Origin of the sequence: Aquabacterium sp. A3, assembly GCF_038069945.1 — a bacterium.
Lineage (GTDB): Bacteria > Pseudomonadota > Gammaproteobacteria > Burkholderiales > Burkholderiaceae_C > Aquabacterium.
On the sequence record NZ_JBBPEV010000002.1, the window covers coordinates 282363 to 299210 of the forward strand.

Sequence of the window (16848 nt, forward strand, 5' to 3'; positions counted from 1 at the left end):
GGGCCTCAACGCTGAATGATGAACTCGGGCGACAGGGTGATCAGCAGCGCCGCTGCCCGTACCCTGGCGAGCCGTTGCTCATTGGTGAGCGAGTCGCTGTTTCCGATGGACTCCAGCGCCGTGATGGCCTGCTGCTGTCGCTCATCTGGCAAAGACTGGCCCAGCAGGCGCTGCCCCAGTTCGTTGAGCAGGGCCTCGGGCCGGTTGGCCAGCGACACAAAGCCCGAGTGATCAAACTGCACATCGAGTCGGCTCACGGGGGCGTTGTGCCATTGGCCCCAGCCGTCTTTCAGGATCGAGGCCATGAAATTGGCATAGCCCAGCACCGAGGTTTCGCTGGTGATCTGCAGTTCTGGCGCCACCAGCCCCTTGCTGGCCGTGACCGATTGGGGGGGCGTGTAGCCCGGGCGGAAAAAGTTGAACACCGATGGCGACTGCAGGGGGGCTTGCCCCAGGCTGGAGGCTGCGTCATCGGTGGTTCCAGCCAGGTAGTACCCGATTTGCGTCGGTCCTGTGGTGGCGTTGAAATTCACGCTGTTGTGCGGCAGTGCGCGCAACACATGCGTGAGTCGCAGGATGGGCTCGCGCACCTTGCCGTAGGCGCTCAGGTCCGCGACGCTGGTGTCAGGTTGCAGTGCCTCGGGGTGCAGCAAGATCGCCTTGACCACGGCCCCCAGGTTGCCATCGGTGTCGCGAAACACCTGGGTGACGTCGCGCACGTAATTCGGGCTGGGGTTGCTGGTCACGAGCCGCTGGATCAACTGCTTGCTGATGAATGGGGCGGTGTTGGGGTGGCTGGCCAGACGGTCGAGCGCGATGCGCAGGCTGGTGGCAGGCGCTGGTGTGTCCTGTGCGGGCACCTCCACCCCCAGAAAACGTTTCACCGACACCGAGTGCTCGTTGTCGTAGAAGCTCATGGGGCGCCAGTACTGTTCTTCCGTCGAGCAGTCGGCCGCGCGCCAGAAGCACCGCCACCATGGCAAGCCCATCTGGCTGTTGCTGCGGTACCAACCCAGTCCGGTGAAGACCTTGGCCAGGCCCGAGACGTCGGCCGCCGTGTAGGTTTCGATGTGACGTTCGCCATCGGCCAGCACGCGACCGTCCAGGTCGATGGCCTGCCCACTGTCATTGATCAGGTGCAGGCCGATCGAGAACAGTTGCATCACCTCACGGGCAAAGTTCTCGTCAGGCACCCGACCATTGGTGGGGTCTTCCTTGCGGTTGTACAGGTGCGACAGGTAGGTGCCCATGGCGGGGTGCAGGGCCACCGACTCCAGCAGTTCCCGGTAGCTGCCGGTGCCTTTGGCCGTCAGCATGTCCATGTACGTGGCGAGCAGGCGCGCGTCAACCGACAGACCAGACACGACGAAGATCTCGGACAGCGCGAACGCCACACGATGACGCAGTTGGGCGCCGTCGCGCACGGCCAGGGTCCACCAGCCATGCTGGAAGTCCAGCCAATAGGGGTCTTGGGTGTTCCGACGAGCCAACTCTCGTTTGACCAGCGCGTAGTAAGTGCTGCTGGGCTGCATGGCCAGTTGTTCGTCGATCCAGTCGTCGTAGCCCAGGCGGGTCAGTCGTTCGATGTCGGGTGCGGTGGGGCCGAACGTCGCCTGAACCAGAAACCGATGCGCCTGTGTGCGGTCTTGGGGCACGACCAGTGCCGAGGAGCGATCGAGCAGGCTGTCGCCCCCGGTGGGCGGCGCTTCGTCTCCGCCACCGCATGCAGACAACAACATCAGCGCCGCGCACAGCACGGCGGCGGCCGCCCGGCGATGGGGCCGGCGACGCATGGCATCTTGACGGGTGGATGGAAGGCTCATGGCGACACTTTTCTCTCTGGCGGCTGAAGGTTGCCACGCCTGCTCTGCAGCCATGTGATGCCAGTCCACCACAGTTGTAATCAAACGAAACAAAGGGGCGAATCGCTGCCGCAAAGCGTCATTTCATCACGCAGGCACTCAGGGCTTCCCTGGGGCCGCAGTGATCTCTTGCGCTCCGTGCTCACAGCAAGGGCGCCAGCGCACGCTCGGCTTCGTCCACGCTCAGGCCGGTGCGACGGGCCCAGTCTTCGACCTGATCACCCCCGATCTTGCCCACATTGAAGTAGGCCGCCTGGGGGTGCGCCAGGTAGAAGCCACTCACGCTGGCCGCCGGCATCATCGCCAGGCTCTCGGTCAGGTGCATGTGGATCTCGTGGGCGTCCAGCACTTTGAACATGTCGCGCTTGACGGTGTGGTCGGGGCAGGCCGGGTAGCCCGGGGCCGGGCGGATGCCGCGGTACTGCTCCTTGATGAGCTGGGCGTTGTCCAGTGACTCGGCCTCGGCGTAGCCCCAGAACTCCTTGCGCACGCGCTCGTGCATGCGCTCGGCGAAGGCCTCGGCCAGTCGGTCGGCCAGGGCCTTGAGCATGATGGCCGAGTAGTCGTCATGGTGGGCCATGAACTCGGCTTCCTTCTTCTCGATGTTCAGGCCGGCCGTCACGGCAAACATGCCCACGTAATCGGCCTTGGAGTCTTTGGGGGCCACAAAGTCAGCCAGCGAGCGGTTGGGGCGTTTCACGCCGTCCACCACCGGGCGCTCCGTCTGCATGCGCAGGGGGTGCCAGCGCATCAGCTCGGTGGTGCGCGACTCATCGGCATACAGCGCGATGGCGTCGTCGTCCACCGTATTGGCGGGGTACAGGCCGATCACGCCGTTGGCCACCAACCAGCGGCCTTCGACGATCTTCTTGAGCATGGCCTGCGCGTCAGCGTAGACCTTCCTGGCCTCGTCGCCCACGACCGCGTCGTCCAGGATCGCAGGGAAGGCGCCGTGCAGGTCCCAGGTCTGGAAGAAGGGCGCCCAGTCGATGTAGGCCGCCAGCTCGCCCAGGTCGTAGTTCTTGAACACGCGCCGGCCGATGAACTTGGGCGCATCGGGCGCATGGGTTTCAAAGTCGACGATGGCCTTGTTGGCGCGTGCCTCGGCCAACGACACCATGGGCGTGGCCTTCTTGTTGGCGTGCAGCAGGCGCACCTTCTCGTAATCGGCGTTGAGCTCGGCGATGTAGTCTGCCTGGCGCTCATCGCTGAGCAGGTCCGAGCACACGCCCACGGCGCGCGAGGCATCGGGCACATAGACCACCGGGCCGCTGTAGTTGGGCGCGATCTTCACGGCCGTGTGCACGCGCGAGCAGGTGGCGCCGCCGATCAGCAGCGGCGTCTTGCGCTCACGGAAGTACGGGTCACGCTCCATCTCGGCGGCCACATACTGCATCTCTTCCAGTGAAGGCGTGATCAGGCCTGAGAGGCCAATGATGTCGGCGCCCACCTCCTTGGCCTTGTCGAGGATGTCCTTGCAGGGCACCATCACGCCCATGTTGACCACCTCGAAGTTGTTGCACTGCAAGACCACGGTCACGATGTTCTTGCCGATGTCGTGCACATCGCCCTTCACGGTGGCGATCACGATCTTGCCCTTGGCCTTCACATCGCCGCCGGCCAGTTCCAACTGACGCTTTTCTTCTTCGATGTAGGGCACCAGGTGGGCCACGGCCTGCTTCATCACGCGGGCGCTTTTGACCACCTGCGGCAGGAACATCTTGCCCGCGCCAAACAGGTCGCCCACCGTGTTCATGCCGGCCATCAGCGGGCCTTCGATCACGTGCAGGGGGCGTCCGCCCTTGGCCTTGATCTGTTGGTAACACTCTTCGGTGTCCACCGTGATGAACTCGGTGATGCCATGCACCAGCGCGTGGCTCAAGCGTTGTTCCACTGGCGCGGGGGCCTCAGCGGTGCCGCGCCAGGCCAGCTTGGCCGTATCGTCCTTGGCGGCGCCCTTGACCTGCTCGGCGATCGCCAGCAGCCGCTCGGTGGGTGTCAGCGAGGTGTCTTCACCGTCCTTGAACACCGGCTGGCGGTTGAGCACAATGTCTTCCACCAGCTCGCGCAACTGGGGCTCAAGGTCGTCGTACACCCCCACCATGCCGGCGTTGACGATGCCCATGTCCATGCCCGCCTGGATGGCGTGGTAAAGGAACACCGTGTGGATCGCCTCGCGCACCGGCTCGTTGCCGCGGAAGCTGAACGACACGTTCGACACGCCGCCCGACACCTTGGCGCCCGGCAGGTTCTGCTTGATCCAGCGGGTGGCGTTGATGAAATCGACGGCGTAGTTGTCGTGCTCTTCGATGCCCGTGGCAATGGCAAAGATGTTCGGGTCGAAGATGATGTCTTCGGGTGGGAAGCCCACCTCATCCACCAGCATGCGGTAGGCCCGCTCGCAGATCTCGATCTTGCGCTGGTAGGTGTCGGCCTGGCCCACCTCGTCAAACGCCATCACCACGGTCGCGGCGCCATAGCGCTTGATCAGCGTGGCCTGGCGCTTGAACTCGTCCACGCCTTCTTTCAGCGAGATCGAGTTGACGATGCCCTTGCCCTGGATGCACTTCAGCCCGGCCTCGATCACCTCCCACTTGGAGGAGTCGATCATGATGGGCACGCGGGCGATCTCCGGCTCCCCGGCGATCAGGTTCAGGAAACGCACCATGGCGGCCTTGCTGTCGAGCATGGCCTCGTCCATGTTGATGTCGATGACCTGGGCGCCGTTTTCGACCTGCTGTCGGGCCACCGACAGGGCATCCTCGAAGCGTCCTTCGAGGATCATGCGCGCGAACGCCTTCGAGCCGGTCACGTTGGTGCGCTCGCCCACGTTGACGAACAGCGTGCCCTGACCGATCAACACCGGCTCCAGGCCGGACAGGCGCATGGGCGGAACGTGGGGGGCGGTGGTCGTGTCGACGGGCGAAGTGGGGGCAGGGGACGTCATCCCGCCATTTTAAGTGCCCCCCAATGAGGAAGGGCCCGGCGCTTGTGGCGCGGGGCCCCGAGGCGCAGACGCTGTGCCCTGATCAGGGCGTGCGCTGCAATGCCTTGCTCGGTGTGCGTCAGGCGGCTGAGGCCTTCAGCATGGCGTACAACTCGTCCTTCAGGGCCACGCGACGCAGTTTTTTCTGTTCCAGATCGGCCGATGAGGCGTGCTCGATACCGCTTTCCAGTCGCACGACTTCTTTGTCGATGTCCTCGTACTCGCGCTCCAGTTTGACGAAGTGGGAACTCGTCACCTTCAGTTCATGGATCTGATCACGGAACTCAGGAAAATCTTTGACCAGCGGGTGATGTGCTTGCATGGGCTCCTCATGGGGTCTCTGTGAATCGACACCCTCATCTTGGGTCGAACGCCAGGCGGTGTCCTTGCGACAGATCAAGCCCGCTGGCAGAACGGCGGTACGTCTTGCTCGCCATGCCCCCTGACGGGTGCCCCCAACAGTGGGACATGAAAGTACTGTACAAACATCCAGCTTTTGTCATAATGGCGACCAATGCGAGCCACAGGGGTTCGCCCAGACGACCACCGGAGACCCTCATGGACACCCAAGCCAAATCAGCCCTCAGCACCGAGAAAGCCAAAGCCCTGCAGGCCGCGCTGGCCCAGATTGAAAAGCAGTTTGGCAAGGGCTCCATCATGCGACTGGGTGAAGGCGAGGTGGCCGAGGACATCCAGGTGGTGTCCACAGGCTCTTTGGGCCTGGACGTGGCCCTGGGGGTGGGTGGCCTGCCGCGTGGCCGGGTGATCGAGATCTACGGCCCTGAGTCGTCGGGCAAAACCACGCTCACGCTGCAGGTGGTGGCCGAAATGCAGAAGCTGGCCGGCGTGTGTGCGTTCATCGATGCCGAGCACGCGCTGGATGTGCAATACGCCCAGAAGCTGGGCGTCAACCTGCACGACCTCCTGATCTCGCAGCCCGACACGGGTGAGCAGGCCCTGGAAATCGTCGATGCCCTGGTTCGTTCGGGTTCCGTCGATCTCATCGTGGTGGACTCGGTGGCGGCGCTCACGCCCAAGGCCGAGCTCGAAGGCGAAATGGGCGACTCCCTGCCGGGCTTGCAGGCCCGTTTGATGAGCCAGGCCCTGCGCAAGCTCACCGCCACCATCAAGAAAACCAACTGCACCGTCATCTTCATCAACCAGATCCGCATGAAGATCGGTGTGATGTTCGGCTCGCCCGAAACCACCACCGGCGGTAACGCCCTGAAGTTCTACGCCTCGGTTCGCCTGGACATCCGTCGCACCGGTTCCATCAAGAAGGGTGACGAAGTCATCGGCAACGAAACCAAGGTCAAGGTGGTCAAGAACAAGGTGTCTCCCCCGTTCAAGACCGCTGAATTCGACATCCTGTACGGCGAGGGCATCAGCCGCGAGGGCGAGATCATCGACCTGGGGGTGACTGCCAAGATCGTTGACAAGGCGGGTGCCTGGTACGCCTACAACGGCGAAAAGATCGGCCAAGGCAAAGACAACGCCCGTGAGTTTCTGCGTGAGAACGCCGACCTGGCCCGGGAAATCGAAAACCGCATCCGCGAATCGCTGGGCATCACCCAGATGCCGGGTGCGGCCGCGTCAAGCGCCAGCCCTGCCGGCGACGATCAGGCTGAGTGAGGCCTGAGGCGGGTCGGGGGCGCACCGTGTTGTCGCTCAAGGGCCGGGCCTTGAAGTACCTGGCCGCCCGCGAACACTCCCGGCTCGAGCTGCGCCGAAAGCTGGGGCCCCATGCAGAGTCCGCCGAGCAGGTCGATGCTGTGCTGGACGAACTGGAGTCGCGCGGCTTTTTGTCCGCTCAACGCTTTGCCGAGTCCGTGGTTCACCGCCGCTCGGTACGGTATGGGGTGGGGCGCGTCAAGGCCGAGTTGGCGCAGCATGATTTGCCCGACGACATCACCCGTGCGGCGCTGCTGGGGCTGCAGTCCACCGAGTTGGCCCGGGCACACGCGGTCTGGCAGCGGCGCTTTGGTGAGCCTCCCGCCACCCCTGAGGAACGGGCCAGGCAGGTGCGGTTCCTGGCTGGGCGCGGCTTCAGTTCAGACACCATCCGGCGGGTGATTCGGGGAGACATCCCAGGCGACACGGGGGCGTAGCGGTGCTATGCTGCATGACGCGTCGCAGCAAGTGACCCTTGCTTCCGACGCGCCCGGCGTTGCCTGATCGGTGACGCTGAGCTTTGTCATGTTCGATGAGAACACTCACACTGCGAGACCCCAATGAAGATCCACGAGTACCAAGGCAAAGAGATCCTGAGCCGATTCGGTGTGCCGGTCCCAAGAGGAATCCCGGCATTTTCTGTAGACGACGCTGTGGCAGCGGCTGAAAAGCTCGGCGGCCCGGTATGGGTTGTCAAAGCCCAGATCCACGCCGGTGGCCGTGGCAAGGGCGGCGGCGTGAAAGTGGCCAAGAGCCTCGACGACGTGCGCACGCTGGCCGGCCAGATCCTGGGCATGCAGCTCAAGACGCACCAGACCGGCCCCGAGGGCCAGAAGGTCAACCGCCTCTACATCGAGGACGGTGCCGACATCCAGAAAGAGTATTACGTGTCCGTGGTCACCGACCGTGGCACCCAGAAGGTGGCCTTCATCGCCTCCAGCGAAGGTGGCATGGACATTGAAGAGGTGGCCCACAGCACCCCTGAGAAGATCATCACCGTGTTCATCGATCCGCTGGCCGGGTTGACGGACGAGCAGGCCCAGCAGATCGCCGATGGCATCGGCATGCCGGCCGATTCGCAGGCGCAGGCCAAAGACATCTTCAAGAAGCTCTACCAGTGCTACATGGAGACGGACGCCTCCCTGGTCGAGATCAACCCGCTGAACCGCGACTCCAAGGGCAATGTGATGGCCCTGGACGCCAAGTTCAACTTCGACAGCAACGCCCTGTTCCGCCACCCCGAGATCGTGGCCCTGCGCGACCTGGATGAGGAAGATCCTGCCGAAGTCGAGGCCAGCAAGTTTGACCTGGCCTACATTCAGTTGGATGGCAACATCGGTTGCCTGGTGAATGGCGCCGGTCTGGCCATGGCCACCATGGACACCATCAAGCTGTTCGGCGGCGAGCCCGCCAACTTCCTGGACGTCGGCGGCGGCGCCACGGCCGAAAAAGTCACCGAAGCGTTCAAGATCATGCTGAAGAACCCGGATGTCAAAGCCATCCTGGTCAACATCTTCGGCGGCATCATGAAGTGCGACACCATCGCCGATGGCGTGATCACCGCTTGCAAGGCCGTGAACCTGCAAGTGCCACTGGTGGTGCGCATGAAGGGCACCAACGAAGACCTGGGCAAGAAGATGCTGGCCGAATCCGGCCTGCCCATCATCTCCGCCGACACCATGGCCGAAGCCGCGACCAAGGTCGTGGCCGCCGTCGCCTAACGCCCAGAGGATTCGTCATGAGCATTTACATCAACAAAGACACCAAGGTCATCACCCAAGGCATCACGGGCAAGACCGGTCAGTTTCACACCCTGGGCTGCCAGGCTTACGCCAACGGCAAGAACTGCTTCGTGGCCGGCGTGAACCCCAAGAAGGCGGGCGAAAAGTTCTCCGACATCCCCATCTACGCTTCGGTCAAAGAGGCCTCGCAGCAAACCGGTGCCACCGTGTCGGTGATCTATGTGCCGCCTGCCGGCGCCGCTGACGCCATCTGGGAGGCCGTCGAGGCCGATCTGGACCTGGTGATCGCCATCACCGAGGGCATCCCCGTGCGCGACATGCTGATGGTGCGCAACAAGATGAAGGCCAAGGAAGCCGCTGGCGGCAAGAAGACCCTGCTGCTGGGCCCCAACTGCCCGGGCCTCATCACCCCTGAAGAAATCAAGATCGGCATCATGCCGGGCCACATCCACAAGAAGGGCCGCATTGGGGTGGTCAGCCGCTCCGGTACCCTCACGTACGAAGCCGTGGCGCAGTTGACCGAACTGGGCCTGGGTCAATCCAGCGCCGTGGGCATCGGTGGTGACCCGATCAACGGCCTGAAGCACATCGACGTCATGAAGGCCTTCAATGATGATCCGGACACCGATGCGGTCATCATGATCGGTGAAATCGGTGGTCCCGACGAAGCCGAGGCGGCGCAATGGTGCAAGGCCAACATGAAGAAGCCCATCGTGGGCTTCATCGCGGGCGTCACGGCGCCTCCGGGCAAGCGCATGGGGCATGCCGGCGCCCTCATCAGCGGTGGTGCTGACACGGCCGATGCCAAGCTCGCCATCATGGAAGAGTGCGGTTTCAAGGTGACGCGCAACCCGTCGGAGATGGGCAAGCTGCTCAAGGCCATGCTCTGACACCGGCCTCCTGCCTGATGGATTTCACCATCAGGCAGGAAGTGGTCCTTTATCGGCGCATTTCCAACAGGCGCCGGGTTCTTCAGCCCCTACACTCAGGGGCTGATTCATTTGAATTCGGACATGCCTGCTTTTCTGGTCCTGCTGCTCATCGTCGCGCTGATGGCCGGCGGCCTTTTGTTCTGGCTGCTGCGCCGGCCTGTGCAGACGGGTGCGCGCGCCAGCACGGGTTTTGCGGCGTCCTACAACAGCGAGCAAGACACCATCCCCATGACCCGCGGGGCCGATGGCGCCTGGCACGGCTGGGAGGACGACGAGGACGACCAGGGGCCTGCGACAGTGCTCTCCTACATGGACGTGCCCGACAATCAACGCCCCTCGTCGGCCCCGGCCACACCGCCTGCGGAGGACCCGCCGCCGCTGTCGGGTGATGACCCCGGCTGGCAGCGCATCCGCAGCGCGCTGGGCACCCTCAGCGATGGCCCGCTGGACCAGGCCTGGGCGGCACTCCAAGGATTTTTGCCTGAGCCTGCCCAGCGCGAAGTGGCCATGGACACCATGGAGCGCATCGCTTTGGCGTACGAGCGCGAACAGCGCTATGACCGCGCCCGGGATGTGTATGAGCACATGGCCGACATCGACCCTCAGTGGCGCCAGGTCAAGCTGCGTCTGATGCGGGCGCGGGGTCTGGCCCAGGCCGCCACGGTCAACACCTGGGGCACCGTGCCCCCTCGGCCCATGCCCAAGGTCACCATGGGGCAGTTGGGCAAGTATGTGCTGGTGCGACAGATCGGGCGGGGTGCCATGGGCGCGGTGTACCTGGGGCACGATCCGGCCATCGACCGTGAAGTGGCCCTCAAGACCATGGCCCTGGCGCAAGAGTTTTCGGGCGATGACCTGGCCGATGCCCGCGCCCGTTTTTTGCGCGAGGCGGAGATGGCCGGGCGTCTGCAGCATCCCGACATCGTCAGCATCCTGGACGCAGGCGAGGTGGACGGCCTGGCCTACATCGCCATGGAAATGGTCGAAGGCACCGACCTGTCTGCACATGCCCGCCCCGGCAGTTTGCTGCCCTTGGCCCAGTTGCTGCCCGTCGTGGCCCGCGTGGCCGAGGCGCTGGCGTATGCCCACACCCGGGGGGTCACCCACCGCGACATCAAGCCCGCCAACGTCATGGTCGATCTGGCGCACGACACCGTCAAGGTCATGGACTTTGGTGTGGCGCGTGTGGCAGACGCCGCCCGCACCCGCACCGGGGTGGTGCTGGGCACGCCCACGTTCATGTCGCCCGAACAACTGTCAGGGCAGCCCATCGACGGGCGCAGCGACCTCTACTCACTGGGCGTCACACTCTTTTTGCTGCTGACGGGGCAACTGCCTTATGCCAGCGACAACATGGCCGCCCTGATGCGCGCCATCGGACAGGACACGCCGCCCAATGTGTGCACCTTGCGGCCCGAGCTGCCAGCGGCGTTGGGCGACATCGTGGCACTGGCTTTGCAAAAGCACCCAGGAACCCGCTATCAGGATGGCCGGGAGATGGCTGAAGATCTGCGCCGTGTGGCCCAGGATCTGCCAACCCCAGACATTCCCTTGGCGTGAGGCCTGTCCACTCCGCGTTCGAAGCGTCCAATCCAATAGACAATCTGCCCCATGGACTTCGAGTTCTACAGTCAGACCGATACCGGTCGCGTGCGCAGCAACAACGAGGACTCCGTGGCCCTGGACGAGGCCCACGGTGTGGCGGTGCTGGCTGACGGCATGGGGGGCTACGCCGCCGGTGAGGTGGCCAGCGGCATGGCCTGCGATTTCATCCGTGCGGAGCTGGGGCGTTGGCTGGGTGAGGCCTCGGTGGCCGCCACCGATGGCGATGTGCGCCGTGCCATGGACATCTGCGTGGACAACGCCAACCGGGCCATTTTTGGCGCGGCCAGCTCCAACCCCACCTACGCCGGCATGGGCACCACCCTGGTGCTGGGTGTGTTTCGCTCGGGCCGTCTGCTGATGGGGCACATCGGTGACTCTCGCGCCTACCGCTGGCGCGACGGCGTGTTGCAGCAGATCACCAAAGACCATTCGTTACTGCAAGAGCAGATCGATGCTGGCATCCTCACGCCCGAGCAAGCCCAATACTCGGCCAACAAGAACCTGGTCACGCGCGCCCTGGGCGTGGAAGATGTCGTGCTGCTGGAAAGCCATCAGCACGACCTCGTGCATGGCGACGTCATCCTCATGTGTTCTGATGGCCTGTCCGACATGCTGACCGACCCCGAGATCGCTGGTGTCCTGGCCGCCTACCCCCACAGCCTGCCCGAGATGGGCGAGGCGCTGGTGTCGGCCGCCAATGAGGCCGGCGGTCGGGATAACATAGCTGTTGTGCTGGTGCGAGCTCAGGGAGACGCCGACCCCGCACCCCGGTCATGGTGGCCCTTCAAGCGCCTGGGCGGCTGAACAAGAACATCACAAGCATCACCGAGCCAAAAAAGAGGTTCCGCATGGGAAAACTGGTCGTTTCACTCGATGGGGTCGTCATCAAGGAGGTGCAGGTCACCAAAGACCGCACCTCGCTGGGCCGACGGCCCTACAACGACATCGTGATCGACAACCTGGCGGTCAGCGGTGAGCATGCGGTGCTGCAGATGGTGGGCAGCGATGTGTTCATCGAAGACCTCAACAGCACCAACGGCACGTACATCAACGGCAAGGCCGTCAAAAAACAACTGCTGGCGCACAACGACACGATCGAAATCGGCAAGTACAAGATCAAGTACCTGCTTGACGAGGTGCCCGACTATGAAAAGACCATGATCATGCGGCCGGGCAGCATGCCGCCGCCCGTGTCGGCGCCGGCCTCGGCTGGCAGCCGTCCAGCGGGGGCACCGGCCACGGGCTTTGGCAGCACGCTCACGGGCGGCTTGGGCACGGGCTTTGGTGGCCTGCCCTCCCAGACCTCGGCGTCCATCAAGGTGCTCAATGGGGCTGCTGCGGGCCGCGAAGTCATGTTGACCAAGGTGGTCACCACCGTGGGCAAGCCTGGTGTGCAGGTGGCCTCCATCACCAAACGGCCTGGAGGCTATGTGTTTGCCCACGTGGAAGGCACATCGCGCCCCACCGTGAACGGCCAGTCGGTGGAAGGTGACCCGGTGCAACTCAAGAGCGGCGACGTCATCGAGTTGGCTGGCACCCAGATGCAGTTCGTGCAGGCTTGAGCCATTTGCCGGAGCCTCCGTGATACGCGTCCTGGGTTGCTCCGGTTCCATCGCGGCCCGCTGTCACACCACGGCATTTCTGCTGGACGACGACATCCTGATCGACGCCGGCAGCGGTGTGGGCGAACTGCGGCTGGACGAGCTGGCACGCATCGACCACATCCTGATCACGCACAGCCACCTGGATCACGTGCTGTCCATCCCGCTGCTGGCCGACAGTGTGATCAAGCTGCGCATGGGCGGCGGTGGGCCCCAGACCCTGCGGCCCATCCACGTGCACGCCTTGCCGGAAACCCTGCAGGCCCTGCGCGACCACCTGTTCAACGGGGTGATCTGGCCAGACTTCACCCGCCTGCCCAGTGCCAGCCACCCAGTGTTGGTGCTGCATGAACTGGCGCTGGGGCAGACCCTGCGCTTTCCAGCCCGTGGAGGGCTGGACGAGCGTGCGGTGCACGTGCTGCCCGCCGCCCACACCGTGCCCGCCGTGGGCTACGCGGTGGACACGCCCCAGGGCTGGTGGGTGTTCACCGGCGACACTGGCCCCAACCCGGCCTTGTGGCAGGCCCTGAATGGCCAACGCATTGCCCAGTTGGTGATTGAAACCGCCTTTGGCGACGAAGAAGCCCACCTGGCCATGATCAGCGGCCACCTGGCCCCGCAGACCCTGGCCCGCGAGCTGGCCCAACTGGACGGCGAAGTCAGCGTCTACATCACCCACCCCAAGCCCGGCGAGGTGCCTGCCGTGCTCTCGCAGATCCGCGCGCTGGACAGCCGCCACCGCATCGAGCCGCTGCGCGAGGGGCAGCGGTTTCATGTGCCGGCCGAAGGCTGACAAGAATTGTCAGCTGGGGTGGGTGGGTTGACAAAAATGGGCTCACAACCAGACACAAACCTGACGTGGGGCGTCGACTTGGCGCCCTCGACCACAGGAAAACGTGTGCCAGATCACGCTTTTTTCTGGCCTTCAGCCTGGCACGGCGCCTGCACCATGTTCATCGCACGGCGGTGACGCATCACCGCCTCCCTGTTCCAGTAGACGGGCCTGGCGCCCAGAGGAGTTGATGATGAAGCAAGTGCAAAAGGGCTTTACCCTGATCGAACTGATGATCGTCGTGGCGATCATCGGCATTTTGGCGGCTGTGGCGATTCCGCAGTATCAGAACTACGTGGCGAAGTCGCAGGTGTCCCGCGTGATGGGCGAAACCGGTTCGCTGAAAACAGCGGTTGAAACCTGCATGCTGGATGGCCTTGCCGAGGCAGATTGCCAACTGGGCGCCACGGTCAGCAACTTGCTGGGTGAAGGTGGTGGCGGTGACGCCGGTGGTGACGCCGGTGGTGGCGGTGGTGGCGGTGGCGTGGACACTGGCGTGGCCGGCCTTGTGGTTACCTATGACCTGGACGCAGGCACAGCCAGCATTGAAGCCTCCTTCGGTGGTAATGCCGCCTCACCGCTGCGTGAGCAGTCCCTGACATGGGCGCGCACTGCTGAAGGCGCCTGGGGTTGTACAACCACCGTAGAAGCCCAGTTCCGTCCGGCTGGCTGTGGTGCTGTCCAGTAACTTTAGATCGCCAACGTTCTAACGACCCTGCACTCCCGATGATCGTGTGACGCAGATCATCGGGGGCGCGGAAAAAAACGCCCCTCTCCAGGGGCGTTTTTGTTGAGATGCACCGCCTGTTGTGGAGGCAAGTCATGGCCATCGGCATCAAACGATTCGTCGTCGTTTCGTTGATTGTCTTGCCGGTGTTGGCGCTGGCGGCCTTGGTGGATGTCTGGGTCAAGGACCAACATGCGGTACTTCGATTCATCTATCCGCTGGAAGCAGCGCTGCTCAAAACACAGGTTCGTTGTTCGGCACATGCACCGGGCTGGCTGAGGGATATTCCGCCCCTGGCGATGAATGTATTTGGCGCGTTGGCAGGGCAGGTGGCCTATCGTTCGCCGGATGGCCAAATTCATCACTGTGAACATGGATGGGCCGGAGGCCTGTTTCGGTCTCCCGCCGTGTCGGCAGAGACCCGGTTTCGCTATGCGAGCCTGACCAAGTTGCTCACCGCAGATTCTGTGCTGCGTCGAGTGCAGTCCGGGAGTCACCACCTGAGTGATCGTTTGGTTGAGCTTGTGCCCGAATGGCGTTCAACCATTGATGCCCGTGTGGCCGACATCACGATTGAGCAACTGTTGCGTCATCGCGCGGGCTTTGATCGCATGCGGAGCCTCGATCCGATGACCATTCACAAGACAAAGCCTTGGTGCCCTGGTGATTTGTCTCGCGCGGGCGATCTTCGCCTGGATTTTGACCCAGGTAGTCGCAGTGCGTACGCGAATCTGGGTTACTGCATGCTCGGTGTATGGCTGCAGCGCGTCGAGGGGGTGTCTTACCGAGCGCTGATGGAAAGAGATCACGGCCTGCAGGCCCGTGGCATGCGTTTCATCGATGGGCCGTACTTGGCAGACGAAGTGCGGTACGACTTTCGCAACAGTTCTTTTTACGCAGAGAACTACCACCGGTATTTTGATTTTCAGGCCTTGTCTTCATCGGCAGGGCTGTCTGGATCTGCGGTGGCCATGGCGGGGCTTCTGGCTGATCTGATCCATCGGCAGCCACTGAACATCTTGTCGAAGGATGACGCACAGTGCAACGCCCACGAGATATTGTCCTGCCGGTCACTTGGCGCGATGGTGTCGCGCTGGTCAGGCAGCCCTTGGGTCATCCACAGCCACGGCGGTACCTTGTATGGGGCGTCGGCCCAGGCCCTGATGGACAACGATGGCGGTGTATTGGTGATGCTTGGAAATGGCATGCCGTCTGATTGGAATCAGGCCAGTCATGAGTTTCTTTCGAGTGTTCACGAGTTGTATCGATGGCATCGAAAGCCGCCGAAAAGCTCATGAGGCCCTGACATGTCCATGCCCTACAACCCTGCTCTGGATGGGATTCGCGCGCTGGCCGCCATCACGGTGGCGGCGATACATGCGCGTGCGCCTGGCCTGACCGCAGGCTTCTTTGGCGTCGATGTGTTTTTTGTGCTCTCCGGTTACCTGATCACGCGGCTGTTGTGGCTGGAGCATCAAGCCACCCATACCGTGGATTGGCGATCGTTCATGCGTCGTCGATGGGCACGTCTGTGGCCGGCATTGGTTGTTTTTCTTTTGGTCTATTTGGCCGTGGCCCCTTGGTTGTGGCCTTCGATTCCGTTGGCCAAGCACATGCAGGATGCGGGGCTCACTGCGGTGTATGTCGTGAACTGGTCTCCCTCATGGGGTGGTGGCGTTTCTGTGCTGGGACATGTCTGGAGCCTGGCGGTGGAGATGCAGTTTTATGCGGTCTGGCCCCTGCTTTTCGTTCTATTGATGAAGCTGCCCAGACGTACGCTGCTGCCATCGCTGCTGGTGTTGTACGTCGCATCCACGGCGTGGCGGTGGTGGGGGGCCGAGCATCTGCCGCGTTTGTGGGATGTTTACGTCAGAACCGACATGCATTGCAGTGGCTTGCTGTTGGGTTGCATGTTGGGTGTTTGGAATCGACGACTGCCACAAGCGTGGGCATGGCCTGGTTTGGTGATTCTGGGGCTTGCCATGACGTTCTTCAGCTCAGCGTGGTTGCCAACAGTGCAATACGGTTTCACTGTCGCTGAGCTTGGGGCGGCCATGCTGTTGATGGCCCGACCCCCTTGGCTTGGGGTGCCGTGGCTGGCTTGGGTGGGACGTATGTCTTATGGCTTGTATTTGTGGCACTACCTCATCATGGTGAATCTTCGCGACAAGCAGGATGCCGATTGGCGAATCACCCTGCTCATTGGTTTGGCGGGTGGTCTGGTCGCGGCGACCATCAGCCATCACTTGATCGAGCGCAGGTTTCATCGCTCGGCATTTGAAAGAGCCGCCCCTGTGATGGGGTGATATCAAGCGATGTTTTTCAGGCAGTAAGGAGCATCAAATGTCTCAACGTGGCTTTACCTTGATTGAGTTGATGATTGTTGTGGCGATCATCGGCATCCTTGCGGCAGCAGCCATTCCGGCCTACCAGGGGTACATCGCCCGGGCCCAGGTCGCCGCTGCGTTCTCTGATGTGAGTGCAGGACGAACCCTCTATGAAAGTGCTGTCAGCGAAGGCCGCGAGACGGCGTACTACACCAATGCGAACATGGGGGTCGTCGCCAGTTCTGCTCATTGCTCGGCCATCACGGTGAATGCGCCGTCTGACGATGATCCGATGGTGGCGTTGAGGTGCACGCTCAACGGAAGTGGGCCGGTGCGCGGCGCTCAGGTCAATTTGAACCGGTCGGCCGTGGGCGGCTGGTCATGCACGGTCAGCAACCGTCCTGCCAGTTGGTCGTCTAGCTACCTGCCCAAAGGATGCAGCGAAGGCTAAGTGCGTCGCTGTGTTTTCAAGTGTGGCATTGACGTCCGAGGCATCGTCGTTCAGCTGAGTTGCCTTTTTCCGGGCATTTGAGGCGCACTAAACCGGGCTTTGATGGCGGAGC

15 protein-coding genes are annotated in these 16848 nt (G+C 62.9%); 12 read left to right on the forward strand and 3 right to left on the reverse strand.

Going from position 1 to position 16848, the window contains the following annotated elements:
- Positions 1–5: 5 nt before the first annotated feature.
- The 3 genes from WNB94_RS10475 to WNB94_RS10485 all read right to left on the reverse strand — a co-directional run bounded on the left by WNB94_RS10475 (position 6) and on the right by WNB94_RS10485 (position 5170).
- Positions 6–1823: a DUF1800 domain-containing protein gene (locus WNB94_RS10475; RefSeq protein ID WP_341390334.1), complete on the reverse strand. Its 1818-nt coding sequence runs from the start codon at positions 1821–1823 to the stop codon at positions 6–8.
- A gap of 181 nt (positions 1824–2004) precedes the next feature.
- A complete protein-coding gene (metH, locus tag WNB94_RS10480; protein ID WP_341390335.1) occupies positions 2005–4809 on the reverse strand; it encodes a methionine synthase in 2805 nt (934 codons plus the stop codon).
- Between the two features lie 118 nt (positions 4810–4927).
- Positions 4928–5170, reverse strand: coding sequence for an HP1242/YdcH family protein (locus tag WNB94_RS10485; protein WP_341390337.1), 243 nt, complete (start codon positions 5168–5170; stop codon positions 4928–4930).
- A 236-nt stretch (positions 5171–5406) separates the two neighbouring features.
- On the opposite strand from WNB94_RS10485, the gene recA reads away from it, so the two are divergent.
- From recA to WNB94_RS10545, 12 genes are all read left to right on the forward strand, one after another.
- Complete coding sequence (gene recA, locus WNB94_RS10490; RefSeq protein WP_341390338.1) at positions 5407–6480, forward strand: recombinase RecA; 1074 nt, start codon at positions 5407–5409, stop codon at positions 6478–6480.
- Positions 6477–6956 carry a recombination regulator RecX gene (gene recX / locus WNB94_RS10495; protein ID WP_445819054.1) on the forward strand — a complete coding sequence of 160 codons (480 nt, stop codon included), beginning with the start codon at positions 6477–6479 and terminating at the stop codon, positions 6954–6956. The genes recA and recX overlap by 4 nt, the downstream gene beginning before the upstream one ends.
- 123 nt (positions 6957–7079) lie before the next feature.
- Positions 7080–8240 (forward strand): ADP-forming succinate--CoA ligase subunit beta, encoded by a 1161-nt coding sequence (gene sucC, locus WNB94_RS10500; RefSeq protein ID WP_341390340.1) that lies wholly within the window; start codon positions 7080–7082, stop codon positions 8238–8240.
- Between the two features lie 17 nt (positions 8241–8257).
- Positions 8258–9151, forward strand: a complete 894-nt coding sequence (sucD, locus tag WNB94_RS10505) for a succinate--CoA ligase subunit alpha (protein WP_341390341.1) — start codon at positions 8258–8260, stop codon at positions 9149–9151.
- Between the two features lie 123 nt (positions 9152–9274).
- On the forward strand, positions 9275–10753 hold the full coding sequence (locus WNB94_RS10510) for a serine/threonine-protein kinase (RefSeq protein ID WP_341390342.1): 1479 nt from the start codon (positions 9275–9277) through the stop codon (positions 10751–10753).
- Positions 10754–10804: 51 nt separating this feature from the next.
- Positions 10805–11602, forward strand: a complete 798-nt coding sequence (locus tag WNB94_RS10515; RefSeq protein WP_341390343.1) for a Stp1/IreP family PP2C-type Ser/Thr phosphatase — start codon at positions 10805–10807, stop codon at positions 11600–11602.
- Positions 11603–11646: 44 nt separating this feature from the next.
- Complete coding sequence (locus WNB94_RS10520; protein ID WP_341390344.1) at positions 11647–12360, forward strand: FHA domain-containing protein; 714 nt, start codon at positions 11647–11649, stop codon at positions 12358–12360.
- Positions 12361–12379: 19 nt separating this feature from the next.
- A complete protein-coding gene (locus tag WNB94_RS10525) occupies positions 12380–13192 on the forward strand; it encodes an MBL fold metallo-hydrolase (protein ID WP_341390345.1) in 813 nt (270 codons plus the stop codon).
- A gap of 229 nt (positions 13193–13421) precedes the next feature.
- Positions 13422–13919, forward strand: coding sequence for a pilin (locus WNB94_RS10530; RefSeq protein ID WP_445819055.1), 498 nt, complete (start codon positions 13422–13424; stop codon positions 13917–13919).
- A gap of 134 nt (positions 13920–14053) precedes the next feature.
- Positions 14054–15256, forward strand: a complete 1203-nt coding sequence (locus tag WNB94_RS10535; RefSeq protein ID WP_341390347.1) for a serine hydrolase domain-containing protein — start codon at positions 14054–14056, stop codon at positions 15254–15256.
- 9 nt (positions 15257–15265) lie between these two features.
- Entirely contained in the window at positions 15266–16264 is a 999-nt protein-coding gene (locus WNB94_RS10540) for an acyltransferase family protein (protein ID WP_341390348.1), read from the forward strand.
- Positions 16265–16301: 37 nt separating this feature from the next.
- Positions 16302–16736 (forward strand): pilin, encoded by a 435-nt coding sequence (locus WNB94_RS10545; RefSeq protein WP_341390349.1) that lies wholly within the window; start codon positions 16302–16304, stop codon positions 16734–16736.
- Positions 16737–16848: the final 112 nt, after the last annotated feature.

What these genes read in the sequence shown, in the direction of transcription:
- WNB94_RS10475 (WP_341390334.1), bottom strand. Translation starts at nt 1,823, where the DNA reads ATGAGCCTTCCATCCACCCGTCAAGATGCCATGCGTCGCCGGCCCCAT.
- metH (WP_341390335.1), bottom strand. Translation starts at nt 4,809, where the DNA reads ATGACGTCCCCTGCCCCCACTTCGCCCGTCGACACGACCACCGCCCCC.
- WNB94_RS10485 (WP_341390337.1), bottom strand. Translation starts at nt 5,170, where the DNA reads ATGCAAGCACATCACCCGCTGGTCAAAGATTTTCCTGAGTTCCGTGAT.
- recA (WP_341390338.1), top strand. Translation starts at nt 5,407, where the DNA reads ATGGACACCCAAGCCAAATCAGCCCTCAGCACCGAGAAAGCCAAAGCC.
- sucC (WP_341390340.1), top strand. Translation starts at nt 7,080, where the DNA reads ATGAAGATCCACGAGTACCAAGGCAAAGAGATCCTGAGCCGATTCGGT.
- sucD (WP_341390341.1), top strand. Translation starts at nt 8,258, where the DNA reads ATGAGCATTTACATCAACAAAGACACCAAGGTCATCACCCAAGGCATC.
- WNB94_RS10510 (WP_341390342.1), top strand. Translation starts at nt 9,275, where the DNA reads ATGCCTGCTTTTCTGGTCCTGCTGCTCATCGTCGCGCTGATGGCCGGC.
- WNB94_RS10515 (WP_341390343.1), top strand. Translation starts at nt 10,805, where the DNA reads ATGGACTTCGAGTTCTACAGTCAGACCGATACCGGTCGCGTGCGCAGC.
- WNB94_RS10520 (WP_341390344.1), top strand. Translation starts at nt 11,647, where the DNA reads ATGGGAAAACTGGTCGTTTCACTCGATGGGGTCGTCATCAAGGAGGTG.
- WNB94_RS10530 (WP_445819055.1), top strand. Translation starts at nt 13,422, where the DNA reads ATGATGAAGCAAGTGCAAAAGGGCTTTACCCTGATCGAACTGATGATC.
- WNB94_RS10535 (WP_341390347.1), top strand. Translation starts at nt 14,054, where the DNA reads ATGGCCATCGGCATCAAACGATTCGTCGTCGTTTCGTTGATTGTCTTG.
- WNB94_RS10540 (WP_341390348.1), top strand. Translation starts at nt 15,266, where the DNA reads ATGTCCATGCCCTACAACCCTGCTCTGGATGGGATTCGCGCGCTGGCC.
- WNB94_RS10545 (WP_341390349.1), top strand. Translation starts at nt 16,302, where the DNA reads ATGTCTCAACGTGGCTTTACCTTGATTGAGTTGATGATTGTTGTGGCG.